We start from the raw sequence: 17474 nt of genomic DNA, 5'->3' as shown, positions 1-17474 counted from the left end.
GCACCACCCGGGGGGAGCTGCTAACCTTGTGTAACGACCGGCCGGTCACTCCTGTGCCCGGCCCGCAAGTGGAGGCTCCGATCTCCCACCCGACTGTCCTCCGGGACGGCGGGTCACCCGGTCAGGCGGCCACCATCGTTCCGTACGGACGATGGAGTCGCTGGATATGCGCCCCGCGGGTCACCGCGGCGGTGCTCCGGTATTTCTTGGAGCCACCGCCTGTGTCCTGTCCGGGGCATTTTTCATGTGCCGCGGCGGTTGGTCCAGTCAAAGAGACGTATGCGAGCTGTTTGCCAGACAGTCCGTGTGGTGCTATCCGAGGAGGATCCATCAGCACCGAGCCCCGCATCAACGACCGGATTCGCGTTCCCGAAGTGCGACTTGTCGGTCCCAGCGGCGAGCAGGTCGGGATTGTTCCGCTTGCCAAGGCCCTGGAGCTTGCGCAGGAGTACGACCTCGACCTGGTCGAGGTGGCTGCGAGCGCGCGTCCCCCGGTCTGCAAGCTCATGGACTACGGGAAGTTCAAGTACGAGTCGGCCATGAAGGCCCGTGAGGCGCGCAAGAACCAGGCGCACACGGTCATCAAGGAAATGAAGCTCCGGCCGAAGATCGACCCGCACGACTACGACACCAAAAAGGGTCACGTCGTGCGGTTCCTCAAGCAGGGCGACAAGGTCAAGATCACGATCATGTTCCGTGGTCGCGAGCAGTCCAGGCCGGAACTCGGCTACCGACTGTTGCAGCGTCTCGCTTCGGACGTCGAGGACCTCGGGTTCGTCGAGTCCAACCCGAAGCAGGACGGCCGAAACATGATCATGGTTCTCGGTCCGCACAAGAAGAAGACCGAGGCGATGGCCGAGGCCCGTGAGGCTCAGGCGGCACGCAAGGCGGAGGCGAAGGCCAACCCGGGCAAGTCGCAGAACCACACGGGTGACGACATCCCCGAAGGGGAGGTCGCCGACGCCGACACGGAGACCGCCGAGGCTCCGGCCGAGGCTTCCGCCGAGGCCTGATCCCGGGGCGAGAGTCCAAGGGGGTTCCCGGACGCGAGTCCGGGGACGTCAACCGATACACATGACGTTCCGTTGTGCCCGGTTTCACGACCGGGCACAGGAGCGCCACTGACGAGGAGAGAACGGCGCTATGCCGAAGAACAAGTCGCACAGCGGTGCCAGCAAGCGCTTCAAGATCACCGGCTCCGGCAAGGTGCTCCGTGAGCGCGCCGGCAAGCGCCACCTGCTCGAGCACAAGTCGTCGCGCGTGACGCGCCGCCTGACCGGCAACGCCGAGATGGCCCCGGGCGACGCCAAGAAGATCAAGAAGCTTCTCGGCAAGTGACGTTCGGGCGCCTCGGCGCCGTACGTCTGGACCGGGACCCAATCGAATTCGGGCCGTGTGACGACCACCACGGCCCCGCTACAAGGAGTTAACAAGTGGCACGCGTCAAGCGGGCAGTCAACGCCCACAAGAAGCGCAGGGCGATCCTCGAGGCCGCCAAGGGCTACCGCGGTCAGCGTTCGCGCCTGTACCGCAAGGCCAAGGAGCAGGTCACCCACTCGCTGGTCTACAACTACAACGACCGCAAGAAGCGCAAGGGTGACTTCCGTCAGCTGTGGATCCAGCGCATCAACGCTGCGGCCCGCCAGAACGGCATGACGTACAACCGCCTCATCCAGGGTCTGAAGGCCGCCAACATCGAGGTGGACCGCAAGATCCTCGCCGAGCTGGCCGTCAACGACGCCAACGCGTTCGCCGCGCTCGTCGAGGTCGCGCAGAAGGCGCTGCCGTCGGACGTCAACGCGCCGAAGGCTGCGTGACGCTGGCGCTGGCCTTGGCCGGACTAGCTTGTGGACCCGCTCGCCTCAGGGCTTGCGGGTCCATATGTGTTTGCGCTGCGTCCGGCCGGTTCGTCACTGCCGGAATCCGCCGTCGTCGCTGAGCGCCGCCGCGGTGGAAACGGAGCGCCCGCCCCGGCCCCGTGAACCCGGCGGAACGACCTGCCCGGACCTGTCCAGACCCGTGAAGCAGGGCAGTGACGTGCCCCACCCGTGAACCAAAGGTGAACCCATGCCTGTCGGCCCCGAGCTGATCTCTCCCCGTTCCGTGCGCGTTTCCGCCGCCCGGCGGCTTGCCAGGCGGAACTTCCGGGGGAAGGAGCGGCTGTTCCTCGCGGAGGGGCCGCAGGCCGTGCGGGAGGCCGCCGGGCACCGGGGGGAGAGCGGCGAGACGCTGGTCGAGCTCTTCGTGACGCCGGACGCCGCCGAGCGGTACGCCGACATCGTGGGGGAGGCCCGGGACGCCGGGGCCCGCGTGCACCTCGCCGCCGAGGACGTGATCGCGGACATCTCGACGACCGTCACCCCGCAGGGACTCGTCGGGATCTGCCGGTTCCTGGACACGCCCTTCGAGGAGATCCTCAAGGCCGGGCCGAGGCTGGTCGCCGTACTCGCGAACGTCCGGGACCCCGGGAACGCCGGCACCGTCCTGCGCTGCGCCGACGCCGCGGGCGCCGACGCCGTCGTCCTCACCGACGCGTCCGTCGACCTCTACAACCCCAAGTCCGTACGGGCCTCGGTCGGTTCGCTCTTCCATCTGCCCGTCGCGGTCGGCGTGCCCGTGGAGCACGCGGTGCAGGGGCTCAAGGACGCGGGCGTGCGGATTCTCGCCGCCGACGGAGCGGGCGAGGACGACCTCGACGACGAGCTCGACAAGGGCACCATGAGCGGGCCCACGGCCTGGGTCTTCGGGAACGAGGCGTGGGGGCTTCCGGAGGAGACGCGTGCGCTGGCGGACGCCGTCGTGCGCGTACCCATTCACGGCAAGGCCGAGAGCTTGAACCTCGCGACGGCGGCTGCCGTATGTCTCTACGCGTCGGCTCGTGCGCAGCGTGCCCGCCGTGCTGGTTCCTGAGGGGGTCCGTTCCGTCACTCCCAGCTAGTAGGGTGACGGGCTCGGGGGCCCTGCGCCAGACGAGAGGTGGGGTACGGGGATGAGTGTCGGCACGAGCGGTGCGAAGAGCGCACTGCGGGCACATGACGTGCGGAGCGCGCCCGCGTCCCGGCACGGCGATCTCGCCGAACTCGGCCTCGACCCCGACGAACTGCCCGACGGACTCGTGATCGCCGACGAACGCGGCCGGGTGATCTGCTTCAACGCCGCCGCGGAACGCATCACCGCCACTTCCGCCGCCGACGCCCTCGGCCGGCACCTGGAGTGGGCCCTGCCGTTAGAGGACCTCGAAGGCCGCCGCTGGTGGCAGCTGACCGATCCGTACGGCGGGCTGGCGATCCGGGTCGGACAGCCCGAGCGCAATCTGCTGCTCCCCGGGGGCCGGGAGGTCCTGGTCTCGGCACGGTACGTGCGGGTGCGGCCCACCGGCCCGATCCGCCGCGTCGTCGTCTCCCTCCGCGACACCGAGGCCCGCCGCCGCACCGAGCGCAGTCACGCCGAGCTGATCGCCACGGTCGCCCACGAACTGCGCTCGCCGCTCACCTCCGTGAAGGGCTTCACGGCCACGCTGCTCGCCAAGTGGGAGCGGTTCACGGACGACCAGAAGAAGCTGATGCTGGAGACGGTGGACGCGGACGCCAACCGGGTCACCCGCCTCATCGCCGAGCTCCTCGACATCTCGCGCATCGACTCCGGGCGCCTCGAACTGCGCCGTCAGCCCGTCGACATAGGCGCCGCCGTCGGCCGGCACATCCAGGCGTACGTCGCCTCCGGCCAGTCGGCCGACCGCTTCCTGCTGCGCATGGGCCAGCCCCTGCCCGATCTGTGGGCCGACCCCGACAAGGTCGACCAGGTGCTCAGCAACCTGCTGGAAAATGCGGTGCGCCACGGCGAGGGAACCGTCACCATCGACGTGGAGCCCGCGCCGTCCCTCCGCGAAGGAGAGGACGCCTGCACGTCGGTCACGGTGAGCGACGAAGGCCCCGGCATCCCGGAGGAGTCCATGAACCGCGTCTTCACCCGCTTCTGGCGGGGCAGCAAGCGCGGCGGCACCGGCCTCGGCCTCTACATTGTCAAGGGCATCGTCGAGGCCCACGGCGGCACCATCACGGTCGGCCGCGCCCCCGAGGGCGGCGCACAGTTCCGATTTACGTTGCCCGTGGGCACCCCGGCGTACCTGCAGTAACGCCGACGAGGCCCCACGGGCGCATTCGCACCCCCCACCCCCGTTAGACTCGGCCTTTGGCACCTTTGCGTCCCCTTTTCAGGGACAGGGCGTCTCGTTCTCAGAGACAGGGCGTCCCGCGAGTCGCGACGGGGACCGTTGGCCAACCAACCGGAAGCACGGGAAGAGATGTCGGCACCGAACAAGTCGTACGACCCTGTTGAGGTCGAGGCACTGAAACCGGAAGAGATCGAGCGCATGCGGGACGAGGCGCTCGCCGCCTTCGCCGCCGCCGGTGACCTCGACGCGCTCCAGGAGGCCAAGGTCGCCCACACCGGCGGCGCCTCGCCGCTGGCCCTCGCCAACCGCGAGATCGGCGCCCTGCCCCCGCACGCCAAGGCCGCCGCCGGCAAGCTCGTCGGCCAGGCCCGCGGCGCGGTGAACAAGGCGCTCGCCGGCCGCCAGGCCGAGCTGGAGGCCGAGCGCGACGCACGCGTGCTGGTCGAGGAGGCCGTGGACGTCACGCTGCCCCACGACCGCGTACCGCCCGGCGCCCGGCACCCGCTGACCACCATGATGGAGCGGGTCGCGGACGTCTTCGTGTCCATGGGATACGAGATCGCCGAGGGCCCCGAGGTCGAGGCGGAGTGGTTCAACTTCGACGCCCTGAACTTCGGCCCGGACCACCCGGCCCGGCAGATGCAGGACACCTTCTTCGTACAGGGTCCCAAGGGCGCCGACGGTTCCAAGGGCGCCGACAGCGACGGCGAGTCCGGTGTCGTGCTGCGCACGCACACCTCGCCCGTGCAGGCCCGCGCGCTGCTCGACCGGGAGCCGCCCGTCTACGTCGTGTGCCCCGGCCGCGTCTACCGCACGGACGAGCTGGACGCCACGCACACCCCGGTCTTCCACCAGATCGAGCTGCTGGCCGTCGACGAGGGCCTGACCATGGCCGACCTCAAGGGCACCCTGGACCACATGGTCCAGTCGCTCTTCGGCGCGGACATGAAGACCCGGCTGCGCCCGAACTACTTCCCCTTCACCGAGCCGTCCGCCGAGATGGACATGCTCTGCTACGTCTGCAAGGGCGAGTCCGTCGGTAACCCCGACCGCCCCTGCCGTACCTGCTCCTCCGAGGGCTGGATCGAGCTGGGCGGCTGCGGCATGGTCAACCCGCGCGTGCTGACCGCCTGCGGTGTGGACCCCGAGAAGTACAGCGGATTCGCCTTCGGGTTCGGCATCGAGCGGATGCTGATGTTCCGCCACAACGTCGAAGACATGCGAGACATGGTCGAGGGTGACGTCCGGTTCACCCGGCCGTTCGGGATGGAGATCTGATGCGGGTCCCGCTTTCCTGGCTGCGGGAGTACGTCGACCTCCCCGCCACCGAGACCGGCCGCGATGTGCAGGCCAAGCTCGTTTCCGCCGGCCTGGAGGTCGAGCGGGTCGAGCAGCTCGGCGCCGACCTCAAGGGGCCGCTCGTCGTCGGCCAGGTGCTGACCATCGAGGAGCTGGAGGGCTTCAAGAAGCCCATCCGCTTCTGCACGGTCGACGTCGGCACCGCCAACGGCACCGGTGAGCCGCAGGAGATCGTCTGCGGCGCCCGCAACTTCGCCGTCGGCGACAAGGTCGTCGTGGTCCTGCCCGGCGCCGTGCTGCCCGGCAACTTCGCGATCGCCGCGCGCAAGACGTACGGCCACACCTCGCACGGCATGATCTGCTCCGGCGACGAGCTGGGCATGGGCGACGACGGCAGCGGCGGCATCATCGTCCTGCCGCCCGAGCACGAGGTCGGCACGGACGCCGTCGAGCTGCTCGAACTCGTCGACGAGGTCCTCGACATCGCCGTCACGCCCGACCGCGGCTACGCGCTGTCGATGCGCGGCGTCGCCCGCGAGGCCGCCACCGCCTACGGCCTGCCGCTGCGCGACCCGGCGCTGCTCGACGTACCGGGCCCGAACGCGTTCGGCTACCCCGTGCAGGTCTCCGACCCGCAGGGCTGCGACCGCTTCACCGCGCGTACCGTCACCGGTCTGTCGCCGGAAGCGCGCTCCCCGATCTGGCTGCGGCGCCGCCTCCAGAAGGCGGGCATGCGTCCGATCTCGCTGGCCGTCGACATCACCAACTACGTGATGCTGGAGCTGGGTCAGCCCCTGCACGCGTACGACCGCTCCCGCGTCCAGGGCACGATCGGTGTGCGCCGGGCCGAGCCGGGCGAGAAGCTCACCACCCTCGACGGCACCAAGCGCACGCTGGACGCCGAGGACCTGGTGATCACCGACGACCGCGGGCCGATCGGCCTGGCCGGTGTCATGGGCGGTGCCAACACCGAGATCGACGACACCGAGGGCACCACCACCGAGGTCGTCGTCGAGGCCGCGCACTTCGACCCGATCTCCATCGCGCGCACGGCCCGCCGTCACAAGCTGGCCTCCGAGGCGTCCAAGCGCTTCGAGCGGGGCGTCGACCCGGAGGCCACGTCCGCCGCCGCCCAGCGCACGGTCGACCTGCTGGTCCTCCTCGCGGGCGGCACCGCCGACGGGGGCGTCACCGAGGTCATCGCGCCCTCGGCGCCGCGCACCATCAGCATCCCGGCGAACCACCCGGACAAGGTCGCGGGCGTCGACTACGGTCGCGAGACCGTCGTACGCCGTCTCCAGCAGGTCGGCTGCGACGTCTACGGGCAGGACGAGCTGATCGTCACCGTCCCGTCCTGGCGGCCCGACCTGACGGACCCGAACGACCTGGCCGAAGAGGTCATCCGTCTCGAGGGCTACGAGAACCTGCCCTCGACCCTGCCGAAGCCCCCGGCGGGCCTCGGCCTCACCGGCCGGCAACGGCTGCACCGCAGGGTCGGCCGCGCGCTGGCCGGCGCCGGCTATGTCGAGGCGCTGAACTACCCGTTCATCGGCGAGCACGTCTTCGACCAGCTCGGCCTGGCCGCCGACGACCCCAAGCGCCGGGTCGTCAAGCTGGTCAACCCGCTCTCCGACGAGGAGCCCGCACTCCGTACGACGCTGCTGCCGGGCCTCCTCCAGGCCCTGCGCCGCAACGACGGGCGGGGCTCGCACGACCTGGCGCTCTTCGAGACGGGCCTGGTCTTCCACCCGCAGGACGAGCTGCGCGTCGCGGTGCGGCTGCCCGTCGACCGCCGTCCCACGGACGAGGAGATCGCGTCCCTCACCGACGCGCTGCCCGTCCAGCCCCGGCACGCCGCCGTCGTCCTCGCGGGCGCCCGTGAGCAGGCCGGCTGGTGGGGCAAGGGCCGCCCGGCCGACTGGGCCGACGCCGTCGAGTCCGCGCGCGCCCTCGCCCGCGAGGCGGGGACCGAACTCCTCGTGCGCCAGGGCCAGTACGGGCCGTGGCACCCGGGCCGCTGTGCCGAGCTCGCCGTCGTCGTCGACGGCGCCGAGCGGGTCATCGGGTATGCGGGCGAGCTGCACCCCCGTGTCCTCAAGGCCCTGGGGCTGCCCGCGCGCGCCTGTGCGATGGAGCTGAACCTGGACGTGCTGGAGCAGGCGAGTGCGGGGCTGCCCAAGGGCCCGCACGTGTCGACGTTCCCGGTCGCCACGCAGGATGTCGCGCTGGTCGTCTCCGGGGACGTCCCGGCGGCCGACGTCGAGGCCGCGCTCCGCGAGGGGGCGGGTGAACTGCTGGAGTCCATCCGGCTGTTCGACGTCTACGAGGGCGAGCAGCTCGGCGAGGGGCGGAAGTCGCTGGCCTACGCGCTGCGCTTCCGCGCGGACGATCGCACGCTGACCGTGGACGAGGCCTCGGCGGCGCGGGATGCCGCCGTTGCCCTCGCGGGCGAGCGTGCCGGGGCTGTTCTTCGGAGCTAGCTCTTTGTAAGTGGTGCCGGGGAACTGCGGGTTGATGGCTTGCTGCGGCTGCGTCGTGGCTTGTCGCGCAGTTCCCCGTGCCCCTTTCAGGGGCCCGTGGCTGGTCGCGCTCTCGCGGCGGAGCCGCAGAATTCACAGCCCCGTGCCCCTTTCGGGGCGCTGTTCGTGTCACCTCACTCATATGGGTGACAAGTGTGGGCGATCCGGGCCGATCGGGGCAGGCGGTCGACAGAATCGACCCGGCCGAACAGGCCGGTGCCTGCGCTGAACAGGGCCTTAGGGGGGCCATCGGCATGATCCATACCAAGGCTGGGGGTTTCCGTCGGGCCGGTCCCGGGGTGGGCCACCGGACGCGATGGCGGAAAACCGTATCCCGGACGCTCGGCCGCACACAGGCCGACAGACTGCGCCGAGCCCGAGCCCGGGCCCGCCGGCCCGGCAGAGGCGAGCCCCGTCGGCTGGGCCGGGATCAGCAACGACTGCGGCGGGTGCTGGAGATGGGGCTGCCCGCCGTGTGGGGCGCGGCGGCGATCACGTACAAACTGGCCTGTCCGCTCGCCCAGGAGGACGGGCTCGGCGCCCGGATCGTCAGCTGTGCCGTCTTCTTCGCCGTCGGTACGGGACTGATGCTGCACGTCAGACGTGGGCTGCTGCGCGAACTCCGGCAGATCCGCAAGGTCGCGGGGGCCGCCCAGGGCGCCCTCCTTCGCCCGCTGCCACCGCGCGTCGACGGGCTGAACATCGCGGCGGCGCAGTTCTCCGCCGACCGCGGGGCCACCGTCGGGGGAGACCTGTACGAGGTGATCGGCACCGAGCACGGGGTGCGGATCGTGATGGGCGACGTCCGCGGGCACGGGCTCGCCGCCCTCGGCACCGTCGCCGCCGTGCTCGGCAGCTTCCGGGAGGCCGTCCACGACGAGGCCGAACTCGCGGGCGTACTACGGAGGCTGGACCGCGCCATGGCCCGCCATCTGCGGGAACGCGCGAAGGCCGAGCACCCCTCGTCCGGGCTCGATCCCGACAACCCGGTCGCCGAGGAGTTCGTCACCGTGCTGCTCCTGGAGATCGGTCCCGACGGCGAGATGCGCGCCATCAACTGCGGTCACCCGAGGCCGTATCTGCTGCGCCACCACACGGAACCGGTCGGTGTACGAGGACATGTGGAGCACCTCGCCGTCGGTGACCCCCTGCCACCCCTCGGGCTCTTCCCGCTCCCCGCCGAGCTGCCCGTCGCCCGCTGCGGGCCCTTCCTGCCCGGCGAGGCACTGTTCCTGCACACCGACGGCGTCGAGGACGCCCGCGACGGCGACGGCCGGTTCTTTCCGCTGAGCACCGCCCTGACCGAGGCCTCCCGGTGCCAGCCGCTCACACCTCAGTCCGTACTCCGCACCGTCTTCACCCAACTGCTGCGCCACGCGGGAGGATCCCCGACGGACGACGTGGCCGTACTGGTCCTGCGCAACGATCGAGCGAAAGTGCCTGCCCAACAGGGCAAGCCGGTGGCTCACAACAGCGCCCCGTAGGGCCGCTGTTACCCCGCCCAACCCAGTTGAACGACCCGGCGGAGCCGTCCGCCCCGCCACGGAGTGTCGGGCAGGCAGCTGGGCGGACGGCGCGAATCGGGCCGCCGCACTGTACGAGGGGGAGCCGGCGGCCCGGCCGGCCTCTTACGAGGCAATTCAGTCAACCGGGTAGCAACTCTCCGCAACAGCGCGCGTACTGCCCGGATTCGGGCACTCCGTTCACACCCCGTGTGAAGTCGGAGGCGCTACGTTAAGCAGCACCGTCTGCACCGAGCCACCGGATGGCATTCATGCAGCCCAACACTCTGCTCGACGCGATCCTCGACGAGGCCGGTGTCTCGCACGCGGGACTCGCGGCCCATGTGAACCAGGCAGGCCGGGCACGTGGCCTCGCACTCCGTTACGAGCACACGGCCGTGGCGCGGTGGTTGAAGGGGCAGCGACCGCGCGGCCAGGTACCCGACCTGATCTGCGAGGTACTCGCCGGCCGGCTCCAACGGCCCGTCACACTCGACGACATCGGCCTCGGCGTGCCCGGCGAACCGGCCACCCCGCACGGCACGACGCTCTCCGGTTTCGTGGAGCGCGCCACCGCGCTGTGGCGCTCCGACGAACAGCAGCGCCCGCACATCCTCGGCGCCCCCGCCGTCACCGGCACGCCCGCCGTGATGCCCGTGTGGGAGTGGGAGAACCCGCCCGAGGACGTGGACGTCTCGCGCGGCGGACGGCACCGCGTGAGCATGTCCGACATCGAGATGCTGCGCGCCGCCCGCGCCCACTACGAGCAGATGTACCGCAAGGCCGGTGGCGTGGCGACCCGTACCCGCATCGTCGGTTTCCTCAACTCCGAGACCGCGCCGCTCCTCAGGGGCAGCTACACCGACGCCACCGGCCGCCAGTTGCACCGGGCCACCGGCGGTCTGGTGGCGATCGCGGGCATCTGCGCCTACGACTCCGACGCGCACGGCCTGGCCCAGCGGTACTTCCACCAGGCGCTCAGACTCGCGAAGGCCAGCGGGGACAGAGGACTTGGCGCCTATGTCATCGCGCTCCTCGTCAACCAGGCGCTCTTCATGCGTGAGCACCGGCAGGCGGTCGCCTTCGCGGAGGCCGCGCTGCGCGCCGCGGGCCGGCACATCACTCCGGCGCTCGCGTCGGACCTCTACGCGATGCAGGCCAAGGCGTACGCACACCTCGGCGACGGCAGCAGCGCGCTGTCCTGCATCCGGCGTGCCGAGCAGGCCGCCGAGCGCATCCGGCGCGGCTACGAACCGGACGAGACCGGCTATGTCCAACCCGGTCTGGTGAACGTACAGGTGGCGGAGGCCCTCCTGAGCCTCGGCGACCTGTCGGCCGCGCGGGAGCACGCCGCGGCGGCCGTGGACAACCCGGCGCACGACCGGGGCAGGGTGCACCGGCTCGCCATGCTCAGCCAGATCGAACTGCGCCAGGGAAACGCCGACAAGGCGGTGGTCACCGCGGTCGAAATGGCGGAGCGGGCGCGGGGGATGGAGTCCCAGCGGCTGCGCGACAGACTGCGGGCGGTACGCGAACACCTGGTGGCCAACGGGTGCGCGGGCACCTCCGAAGCCGCCGAGCTCATCGACGGAGCATTGCGCGTACCGCTCTAGACGTTCCCACCATCGCGGGGAGCCCCGAGCCTCCCCGCGGTGGGCACTCTGCGCCTACCGCTGCGCTGCGAGCGGCCTGCTGTGAGCCTGCTGTGAGGACGCTCCTGCTGCCATATTGCCATCTACTCGGCGGAAGGTGGCAGAAAAGTGCAGTGGACGAAACTGAACGAACAAACTGTGTACGCAAACCGCTGGTTCAGCGTCAATCTCGCAGATGTCGAGTTGCCGGACGGTCGGCACCTCGATCACTTCTTAATACGGCTGCGGCCCGTCGCCGTGGCCACTGTGGTGAATGAGGCGAACGAGGTGCTGCTTCTGTGGCGGCACCGCTTCATCACCGACAGCTGGGGATGGGAGCTTCCCGCGGGTGTCGTCGAGGACGGCGAGGACATCGCCGTCGCGGCGGCCCGCGAACTGGAGGAGGAGACCGGCTGGCGACCGGGACCCCTGCGCCATCTGATGAGCGTCGAGCCGTCCAACGGGCTCACCGACGCACGGCACCACATCTACTGGGCCGACGAAGGCGCGTACATCGGGCATCCCGTGGACGACTTCGAGTCGGACCGTCGGGAGTGGGTTCCCCTCAAGCTCGTCCCCGACATGGTCGCCCGCGGCGAGGTCCCGGCCGCCAATATGGCAGCCGCACTGCTCCTCCTGCACCATCTGAGGCTCGGGCAGGACGCTCTGCCCTGATCCCCCCCACCGCGTCCTGGGGCCTAGCGGCCCAGAGCCTGATAGACCGCCACGGCGAGCGCGCCCACGGCCGTGACGACCGCTACCGCACGCAGCGGCCAGCGGGTGTGTTCCAGGGTGACGATCCGTGCGCTCAGGTCGTTCACCTCCTTGGCGGTCTGTTCGGCGCGATGGCTGAGCAGAGCCAGGCCGCCCTCGACGCGGGCATGAGCCACATCGAGTTTGCGGCGTAACTCTGCGAGTTCTCCTTGGACCACGGGATGCTCCGGGTCGGCGGTCACGGGTCCGCTCCTTTCCGTAGTCGGCACATCCGCTTCATGCGCACGGAAAGTCAACTCGCCTGGTGGACACGTGGGGAGAGTGTGCGAGGGGCATATGCGAGCCCGCCGCGCACACGGTGTGTGAATGCCACGGGCCCGGCCCCCCGAAGGGAGCCGGGCCCGCGTCGGCCTGAGGTTGTACGGACAGTGACCAAACCCCGAAGGGGCGCTCAGGCGGTTACACAGAAATCAGGCGTACGTATAAAAACCGGACCCGGACTTACGTCCGAGCCGCCCCGCGTCGACCATCCGCTGAAGCAGCGGCGGAGCGGCGTACAGCGGCTCCTTGTACTCCTCGTACATCGAGTACGCGACAGACGAAACCGTGTCGAGGCCGATCAGGTCCGACAGCTTGAGCGGCCCCATCGGGTGGGCACACCCGAGCTCCATGCCGTTGTCGATGTCCTCGCGGCTCGCCATCCCGGACTCGAACATCCGGATCGCGGAGAGCAGATACGGGATCAGCAGCGCGTTGACCACGAAGCCCGAGCGGTCCTGCGCGCGGATCGCGTGCTTGCCGAGGATCTTCTCGACCAGCGACTGCGCCCGGCTGATGGTGCCCTCGGACGTGGTGAGCGCCGGGATCAGCTCGACGAGCTTCTGCACCGGGGCCGGGTTGAAGAAGTGGATGCCGATGACCTGGTCGGGACGCGACGTGGCGACGGCGAGCTTCACCAGCGGGATCGAGGAGGTGTTGGAGGCGAGGATCGCGTCCTGCCGGGTCACCACCTGGTCCAGCACCTGGAAGATCTCGGTCTTCACCTGCTCGTTCTCGACGACCGCCTCGATCACCAGATCGCGGTCGGAGAACTCGCCGAGGTCGGTGGTGAAGGAGAGCCGCGCCTGGGTGGCATCGCGCTCCTCCTCGGAGATCTTGCCGCGCTCGGCCGCCTTGGAGAGCGAGTTGTAGAGCCGGGTCCGGCCAATCTCCAACGCCTCACCGGTGGTCTCGGCGACCTTCACATCCAGGCCGGCGCGGGCGCACACCTCGGCGATGCCCGCCCCCATCTGGCCGCAGCCCACCACTCCGACGCGTTCGATGTCGGTCACATCGTCCCTTTCGCTCTCACTCGTCACTGGCCCGACAGGTTCCCGTCCGGCGCCTGTCACCGCCACGCACGTTACTCCGGAACCGCACACGATCGTCCGGCCGGGTCGGGCATGCTGTGCGGTGGAAACGGTCCGTGACCAGGCGGACCCGGAGTGTTTGGAGCGTGCGGCATGGGGCGTATGTCACGTCGGGGATTCGCGACGGCCGCGGCGGTCGGGCTGTCGGGACTCGTGACGGCGGGACTGGCGGTGGCGGCGGAACTCTCCGGGGGTGACGGGTCCGACGGGGACTCCGGGGGCGACGACTCCCGGCCCCGCAAGCGCCGCGCTCCGGCGGGCGAACTGCGCGGCATGTGGGTGGCGACCGTCGCCAACCGTGACTGGCCCTCGAAGCCCGGGCTGACCGCGGCCCAGCAGCGCACCGAACTGCTCGCGCACCTCGACCAGGCGGTGGCGCGCCGGCTGAACGCGGTGATCTTCCAGGTGCGGCCCACGGCCGACGCCCTGTGGCCCTCGCCGTACGAGCCCTGGGCCCAGTGCCTCACCGGCGTCCAGGGCAAGGCCCCCGGCTGGGACCCGCTCGGCGCCGCGGTGAAGGAGGCCCACGCGCGCGGTCTGGAACTGCACGCCTGGTTCAACCCGTACCGGATCGCCAACCACACCGACCCGACGAAGCTCGTCGCCTCGCACCCCGCGCGCAAGCACCCCGACTGGGTCGTGCCGTACGGCGGGAAGCTGTACTACAACCCGGGGCTGCCCGAGGTCCGCACGTTCGTCCAGGACGCGATGCTCGACGCGGTGAAGAAGTACGCCGTGGACGCCGTGCACTGGGACGACTACTTCTACCCGTATCCGGTCGCGGGCCAGGTCTTCGACGACGACGACGCGTTCGCCAAGTACGGCGACGGCTTCGCCGACCGGGCGGCCTGGCGGCGGGACAACATCGACCGGCTGGTGCTGGAGACGGCCGCCCGGATCAAGAAGGTCCGGCCGGGCACCAAGTTCGGGATCAGCCCGTTCGGGGTGTGGCGCAACGCCACGACCGACTCGCGGGGCTCGGACACCCGGGCCGGGGTGCAGACGTACGACGACCTGCACGCCGACACCAGGAAGTGGGTCCGGCAGGGCTGGATCGACTACATCGTCCCGCAGCTCTACTGGAACATCGGCTTCGCCGCCGCCGACTACGCGAAGCTGGTCCCCTGGTGGGCCGAGACCGCGCGCGGCAGCAGCACGAAGCTGTACGTCGGTGAGGCGCTCTACAAGGCCGGTGACCCCGCGCAGCCCGCGGCCTGGCAGGAGGTGGCCGAGCTGTCCCGCCACCTCACCTTCGCGCGGGACCATCCCGAGGTGCGCGGGCACGTGTTCTTCTCCGCCAGGGAAGTGGCGGCCGACAGCATCGGCGCCATGGCACGCGTGGTCGCCGACCACTACAAGCAGCCGGCGAAGCCCGCGCGCAGGGCCTAGTGGTTGGTGGCGGTGTCGTCGTGATGCTGGACCACGCAGTCGGGGCCGGGTGACATCAGGGTCTCGTGGCCGTCCTCGAAGCGGACCCGGTAAGGAGGGCTGCCCTTCTGCCCGAGTACCTCGATGACTTCCGCGACCTTGTCGTGCTGCCCGACGATCCTGCCGTGCACCAGCAGATGGTCGCCTACGGTTGCTTGCATCTGTAGGGCCTCCTAGTTCCGCACGGGAGTAGCGGTTGGTGGCCGTAAGTCTACGGCGGGTGACACCGGTTGGTACCGGCTCGTACGGGCCGGTCAACCCCGGGCCCGTTGGGTGACGGCGATGCAGACGAGCACGGCCGCGGCCGTCAGCGGTGCGGCCGGTGTCAGGTGCTCGCCCAGGAGCAGCACCGACCACACCAGTGTGAGCAGCGGCTGGGCCAACTGCAACTGGCTGGCCTTCGGGATGCCGATCGCCGCCATGCCGCGGTACCAGACGACCAGACCGACGAACTGGGAGCCCGCCGCGACCCACAGCAGCCCGGTCACGCTGTGCGCGGTCAGCTGGACGGGCTCGTACGACAGCGCGGTCACGGCCACCGGCACCGTCACGGGCAGACACAGGACCAGTGCCCAGCCGATGACCTGCCAGCCCGGCATGACGCGGGCCAGTCGGCCGCCCTCCGTGTATCCCGCGGCGCAGACCAGCAGGGCCCCGAAGAGATAGGCGTCCGCACTGGTCAGCGCGCCGCCGCTCTGCTGCACGGTGAACACGATCACCACGGCCGCGCCCGCGAACGCCGCGACCCAGAAGGTGCGCGAGGGGCGGGTGCCGACGCGCAGGGCCGAGAACAGGGCCGTCGTCAGGGGGAGCAGTCCGACCACGACCGCGGCGTGCGCGGTGGTCGACGTCTGCAGAGCGAGGGTCGTCAGCAGCGGGAAGCCGAGCACGACTCCGGCGGCGACGACGGCCAGGCCCACCCAGTGATGGCGGCCGGGGAGCGGTACCCGCAGGGCGAGCAGGCAGCCGCCCGCGATGACGGCCGCCAGGACGGTCCGTACGGCGACGAGCGACCAGGGGCCGAATCCCTCAAGACCCCAGGCGGTGGCCGGGAAGGTGAGCGAGAACGCCGTGACACCGAGGGCGGCCTGGAGCGTGCCGGCCCTCGCGGCGGAGCCCCGGCCCGTGGCGGGCCGACCGGATCCGGGGGCGACGGGAACCGCTATCGCGGTCTGCGCAGTAGCGCTATCCTGTGCTCTCATGCAAGAGCGTAGCAGTGTCGGTGATCTGGCGAATCAGCTGAGGAGTGAGCTGAACCGCTACTCTCCAGGTGGAAAGCTGCCGTCGAGCCGGGCCCTCGTCGAGCGGTTCCGGGTGAGCCCCGTGACCGTGTCCCGGGCGCTGGCCCAGCTGGCCGCCGAGGGGCTCGTGGTCACTCGGCCCGGAGCCGGGGCGTTCCGGGCCGCGCCGCGCGATGCCGGGGCGGCCGTGGGGGACACCTCCTGGCAGGAGGTCGCCCTGAGCGCGGACTCCGCCGCCGAACTCGTACCGCGCACGGTGGACGCCTCTGCCGTGGTCGCCACGCTCGCCGCCCCGCCGCCGGGAGTCGTCGAGTTCAACGGTGGCTATCTGCACCCCTCGCTCCAGCCCGAGCGGGCGATGGCCGCCGCCCTGTCCCGGGCCGGCCGCCGCCCCGGTGCCTGGGGCCGCCCGCCCGTGGACGGGCTGCCGGAGCTGCGCGAGTGGTTCGCGCGGGGCATCGGCGGTGCCGTCACCGCCGCCGAGGTGCTCATCACGGCGGGCGGCCAGTCCGGGCTGACCACCGCGCTGCGCGCGCTCGCCCCGCCCGGCGCTCCGGTCCTCGTCGAATCGCCCACCTACCCCGGCATGCTGGCGATCGCCCGCGCCGCCGGCCTCAGACCCGTGCCGGTGCCCGTGGACCGGGACGGGGTGAAACCGGCGCTGCTCGCCGACGCCCTGCGGGCGACCGGCGCCCGCGTCTTCGTCTGCCAGCCGCTCTTCCAGAACCCGACCGGCGCGGTGCTCGCCCCCGAGCGACGCGGCGAGGTCCTGCGGATCGCACGCGACGCGGGCGCGTTCGTCGTCGAGGACGACTTCGTACGCCGACTCGTGCACGAGGACTCCGGGCCGCTGCCGCGTCCGCTGGCCTCGGAGGACCCCGACGGAGTCGTCGTGCACGTCTGCTCCCTCACCAAGGCGACCTCGCCGAGCTTCCGGGTGAGCGCGCTGGCCGCCCGCGGTCCCGTACTGGAACGGCTGCGGGCGATCCAGGTCGTCGACACCTTCTTCGTGCCGCGCCCGCTCCAGGAGGCGGCCCTCGAACTCGTCGGTTCGCCCGCCTGGCCACGGCATCTGCGTGCCGTGTCGACCGAGCTGAGGAACCGTCGCGACACGATGACCGCCGCACTCAGGCTGAACCTCCCCGAACTCGCCCTGCCGCACATCCCGTCCGGCGGCTACCACCTGTGGCTCCGCCTCCCCGACGGCACGGACGAACAGGCCCTGTTCACCGCCGCGCTCCGCTCGGGCGTCGCCGTCACCCCCGGCCGCCCCTACTTCAGCGCCGAACCTCCGGCCGCACACCTCCGGCTGAGCTTCGCGGCGGTCGCGGGGACGACGGAGATCACAGAGGGCGTACGGAGACTGCGGGCGGCCTGTGACGAGGTGCTCCGGGCCTGAGCCTGACCTGAAACAGGCCTCACCCAGGCCGGAACCGGGCCTGAGCCGGGCCCGGCTCAAACCCGGCTCAGGCCCGGCGATTCGATGGCACCGGGTCCTCGACGATCAACCGTCCGTGAGCATTCCGTGAGTGCTGCCGATCACCTCTTGACCTGCGG

Annotated in this window: 15 protein-coding genes and 1 pseudogene; 12 read left to right on the top strand and 4 right to left on the bottom strand. The window is 70.8% G+C overall.

Annotated features, from left to right (window positions below):
- The first annotated feature begins 304 nt into the window (after positions 1 to 304).
- From infC to AOK17_RS20060, 10 genes and pseudogenes are all read left to right on the top strand, one after another.
- Positions 305 to 1013 (top strand): annotated as a pseudogene (infC, locus tag AOK17_RS20105) (translation initiation factor IF-3).
- 130 nt (positions 1014 to 1143) lie between these two features.
- A complete protein-coding gene (gene rpmI, locus AOK17_RS20100; protein WP_019065473.1) occupies positions 1144 to 1338 on the top strand; it encodes a 50S ribosomal protein L35 in 195 nt (64 codons plus the stop codon).
- Between the two features lie 95 nt (positions 1339 to 1433).
- Positions 1434 to 1817, top strand: coding sequence for a 50S ribosomal protein L20 (rplT, locus tag AOK17_RS20095; RefSeq protein ID WP_007457565.1), 384 nt, complete (start codon positions 1434 to 1436; stop codon positions 1815 to 1817).
- A 250-nt stretch (positions 1818 to 2067) separates the two neighbouring features.
- Positions 2068 to 2910 carry a TrmH family RNA methyltransferase gene (locus tag AOK17_RS20090; protein WP_055613890.1) on the top strand — a complete coding sequence of 281 codons (843 nt, stop codon included), beginning with the start codon at positions 2068 to 2070 and terminating at the stop codon, positions 2908 to 2910.
- 79 nt (positions 2911 to 2989) lie between these two features.
- The gene (locus AOK17_RS20085; RefSeq protein ID WP_055613889.1) at positions 2990 to 4135 is read left to right on the top strand and encodes a sensor histidine kinase; all 1146 of its coding nucleotides are present in this window, start codon (positions 2990 to 2992) and stop codon (positions 4133 to 4135) included.
- A 168-nt stretch (positions 4136 to 4303) separates the two neighbouring features.
- Complete coding sequence (pheS, locus tag AOK17_RS20080) at positions 4304 to 5452, top strand: phenylalanine--tRNA ligase subunit alpha (RefSeq protein ID WP_055613888.1); 1149 nt, start codon at positions 4304 to 4306, stop codon at positions 5450 to 5452.
- Positions 5452 to 7953, top strand: a complete 2502-nt coding sequence (gene pheT, locus AOK17_RS20075; protein WP_055613887.1) for a phenylalanine--tRNA ligase subunit beta — start codon at positions 5452 to 5454, stop codon at positions 7951 to 7953. The genes pheS and pheT overlap by 1 nt, the downstream gene beginning before the upstream one ends.
- Before the next feature lie 497 nt (positions 7954 to 8450).
- On the top strand, positions 8451 to 9476 hold the full coding sequence (locus AOK17_RS20070) for a PP2C family protein-serine/threonine phosphatase (protein ID WP_055613931.1): 1026 nt from the start codon (positions 8451 to 8453) through the stop codon (positions 9474 to 9476).
- Positions 9477 to 9766: 290 nt separating this feature from the next.
- The gene (locus AOK17_RS20065; RefSeq protein ID WP_055613930.1) at positions 9767 to 11107 is read left to right on the top strand and encodes an NsdA family TPR-like regulatory protein; all 1341 of its coding nucleotides are present in this window, start codon (positions 9767 to 9769) and stop codon (positions 11105 to 11107) included.
- A 147-nt stretch (positions 11108 to 11254) separates the two neighbouring features.
- Positions 11255 to 11800, top strand: coding sequence for an NUDIX hydrolase (locus tag AOK17_RS20060; RefSeq protein ID WP_055613886.1), 546 nt, complete (start codon positions 11255 to 11257; stop codon positions 11798 to 11800).
- A 23-nt stretch (positions 11801 to 11823) separates the two neighbouring features.
- Here the strand turns inward: AOK17_RS20060 and AOK17_RS20055 are convergent, their stop codons facing one another.
- The gene (locus AOK17_RS20055) at positions 11824 to 12081 is read right to left on the bottom strand and encodes a hypothetical protein (RefSeq protein ID WP_055613885.1); all 258 of its coding nucleotides are present in this window, start codon (positions 12079 to 12081) and stop codon (positions 11824 to 11826) included.
- 228 nt (positions 12082 to 12309) lie between these two features.
- The gene (locus AOK17_RS20050) at positions 12310 to 13170 is read right to left on the bottom strand and encodes a 3-hydroxybutyryl-CoA dehydrogenase (RefSeq protein ID WP_055613884.1); all 861 of its coding nucleotides are present in this window, start codon (positions 13168 to 13170) and stop codon (positions 12310 to 12312) included.
- Between the two features lie 171 nt (positions 13171 to 13341).
- Between AOK17_RS20050 and AOK17_RS20045 the strand changes: the two genes are divergently transcribed.
- The gene (locus AOK17_RS20045) at positions 13342 to 14637 is read left to right on the top strand and encodes a glycoside hydrolase family 10-like protein (RefSeq protein ID WP_483855179.1); all 1296 of its coding nucleotides are present in this window, start codon (positions 13342 to 13344) and stop codon (positions 14635 to 14637) included.
- Here the strand turns inward: AOK17_RS20045 and AOK17_RS20040 are convergent.
- Positions 14634 to 14837 (bottom strand): DUF1918 domain-containing protein, encoded by a 204-nt coding sequence (locus AOK17_RS20040; protein WP_055613882.1) that lies wholly within the window; start codon positions 14835 to 14837, stop codon positions 14634 to 14636. The two genes, AOK17_RS20045 and AOK17_RS20040, sit on opposite strands and share 4 nt — an antisense overlap.
- Before the next feature lie 93 nt (positions 14838 to 14930).
- The gene (locus AOK17_RS20035) at positions 14931 to 15878 is read right to left on the bottom strand and encodes a DMT family transporter (protein WP_055613881.1); all 948 of its coding nucleotides are present in this window, start codon (positions 15876 to 15878) and stop codon (positions 14931 to 14933) included.
- On the opposite strand from AOK17_RS20035, the gene AOK17_RS20030 reads away from it, so the two are divergent.
- Entirely contained in the window at positions 15877 to 17316 is a 1440-nt protein-coding gene (locus AOK17_RS20030) for an aminotransferase-like domain-containing protein (protein WP_079053152.1), read from the top strand. The genes AOK17_RS20035 and AOK17_RS20030 overlap by 2 nt on opposite strands.
- The last annotated feature ends 158 nt before the right edge of the window (positions 17317 to 17474 follow it).

This window comes from Streptomyces phaeochromogenes (assembly GCF_001418655.1).
Classification (GTDB): Bacteria; Actinomycetota; Actinomycetes; order Streptomycetales; family Streptomycetaceae; genus Streptomyces; species Streptomyces phaeochromogenes.
This window is presented reverse-complemented; position numbering and strand designations above follow the sequence as displayed.

Bases quoted from the DNA above. Each gene is read 5' to 3' on its own strand.
- rpmI (WP_019065473.1), top strand. From the start codon at position 1,144: ATGCCGAAGAACAAGTCGCACAGCGGTGCCAGCAAGCGCTTCAAGATC.
- AOK17_RS20090 (WP_055613890.1), top strand. From the start codon at position 2,068: ATGCCTGTCGGCCCCGAGCTGATCTCTCCCCGTTCCGTGCGCGTTTCC.
- AOK17_RS20085 (WP_055613889.1), top strand. From the start codon at position 2,990: ATGAGTGTCGGCACGAGCGGTGCGAAGAGCGCACTGCGGGCACATGAC.
- pheS (WP_055613888.1), top strand. From the start codon at position 4,304: ATGTCGGCACCGAACAAGTCGTACGACCCTGTTGAGGTCGAGGCACTG.
- pheT (WP_055613887.1), top strand. From the start codon at position 5,452: ATGCGGGTCCCGCTTTCCTGGCTGCGGGAGTACGTCGACCTCCCCGCC.
- AOK17_RS20070 (WP_055613931.1), top strand. From the start codon at position 8,451: ATGGGGCTGCCCGCCGTGTGGGGCGCGGCGGCGATCACGTACAAACTG.
- AOK17_RS20065 (WP_055613930.1), top strand. From the start codon at position 9,767: ATGCAGCCCAACACTCTGCTCGACGCGATCCTCGACGAGGCCGGTGTC.
- AOK17_RS20045 (WP_483855179.1), top strand. From the start codon at position 13,342: ATGGGGCGTATGTCACGTCGGGGATTCGCGACGGCCGCGGCGGTCGGG.
- AOK17_RS20040 (WP_055613882.1), bottom strand. From the start codon at position 14,837: ATGCAAGCAACCGTAGGCGACCATCTGCTGGTGCACGGCAGGATCGTC.
- AOK17_RS20030 (WP_079053152.1), top strand. From the start codon at position 15,877: ATGCAAGAGCGTAGCAGTGTCGGTGATCTGGCGAATCAGCTGAGGAGT.
- AOK17_RS20035 (WP_055613881.1), bottom strand. From the start codon at position 15,878: ATGAGAGCACAGGATAGCGCTACTGCGCAGACCGCGATAGCGGTTCCC.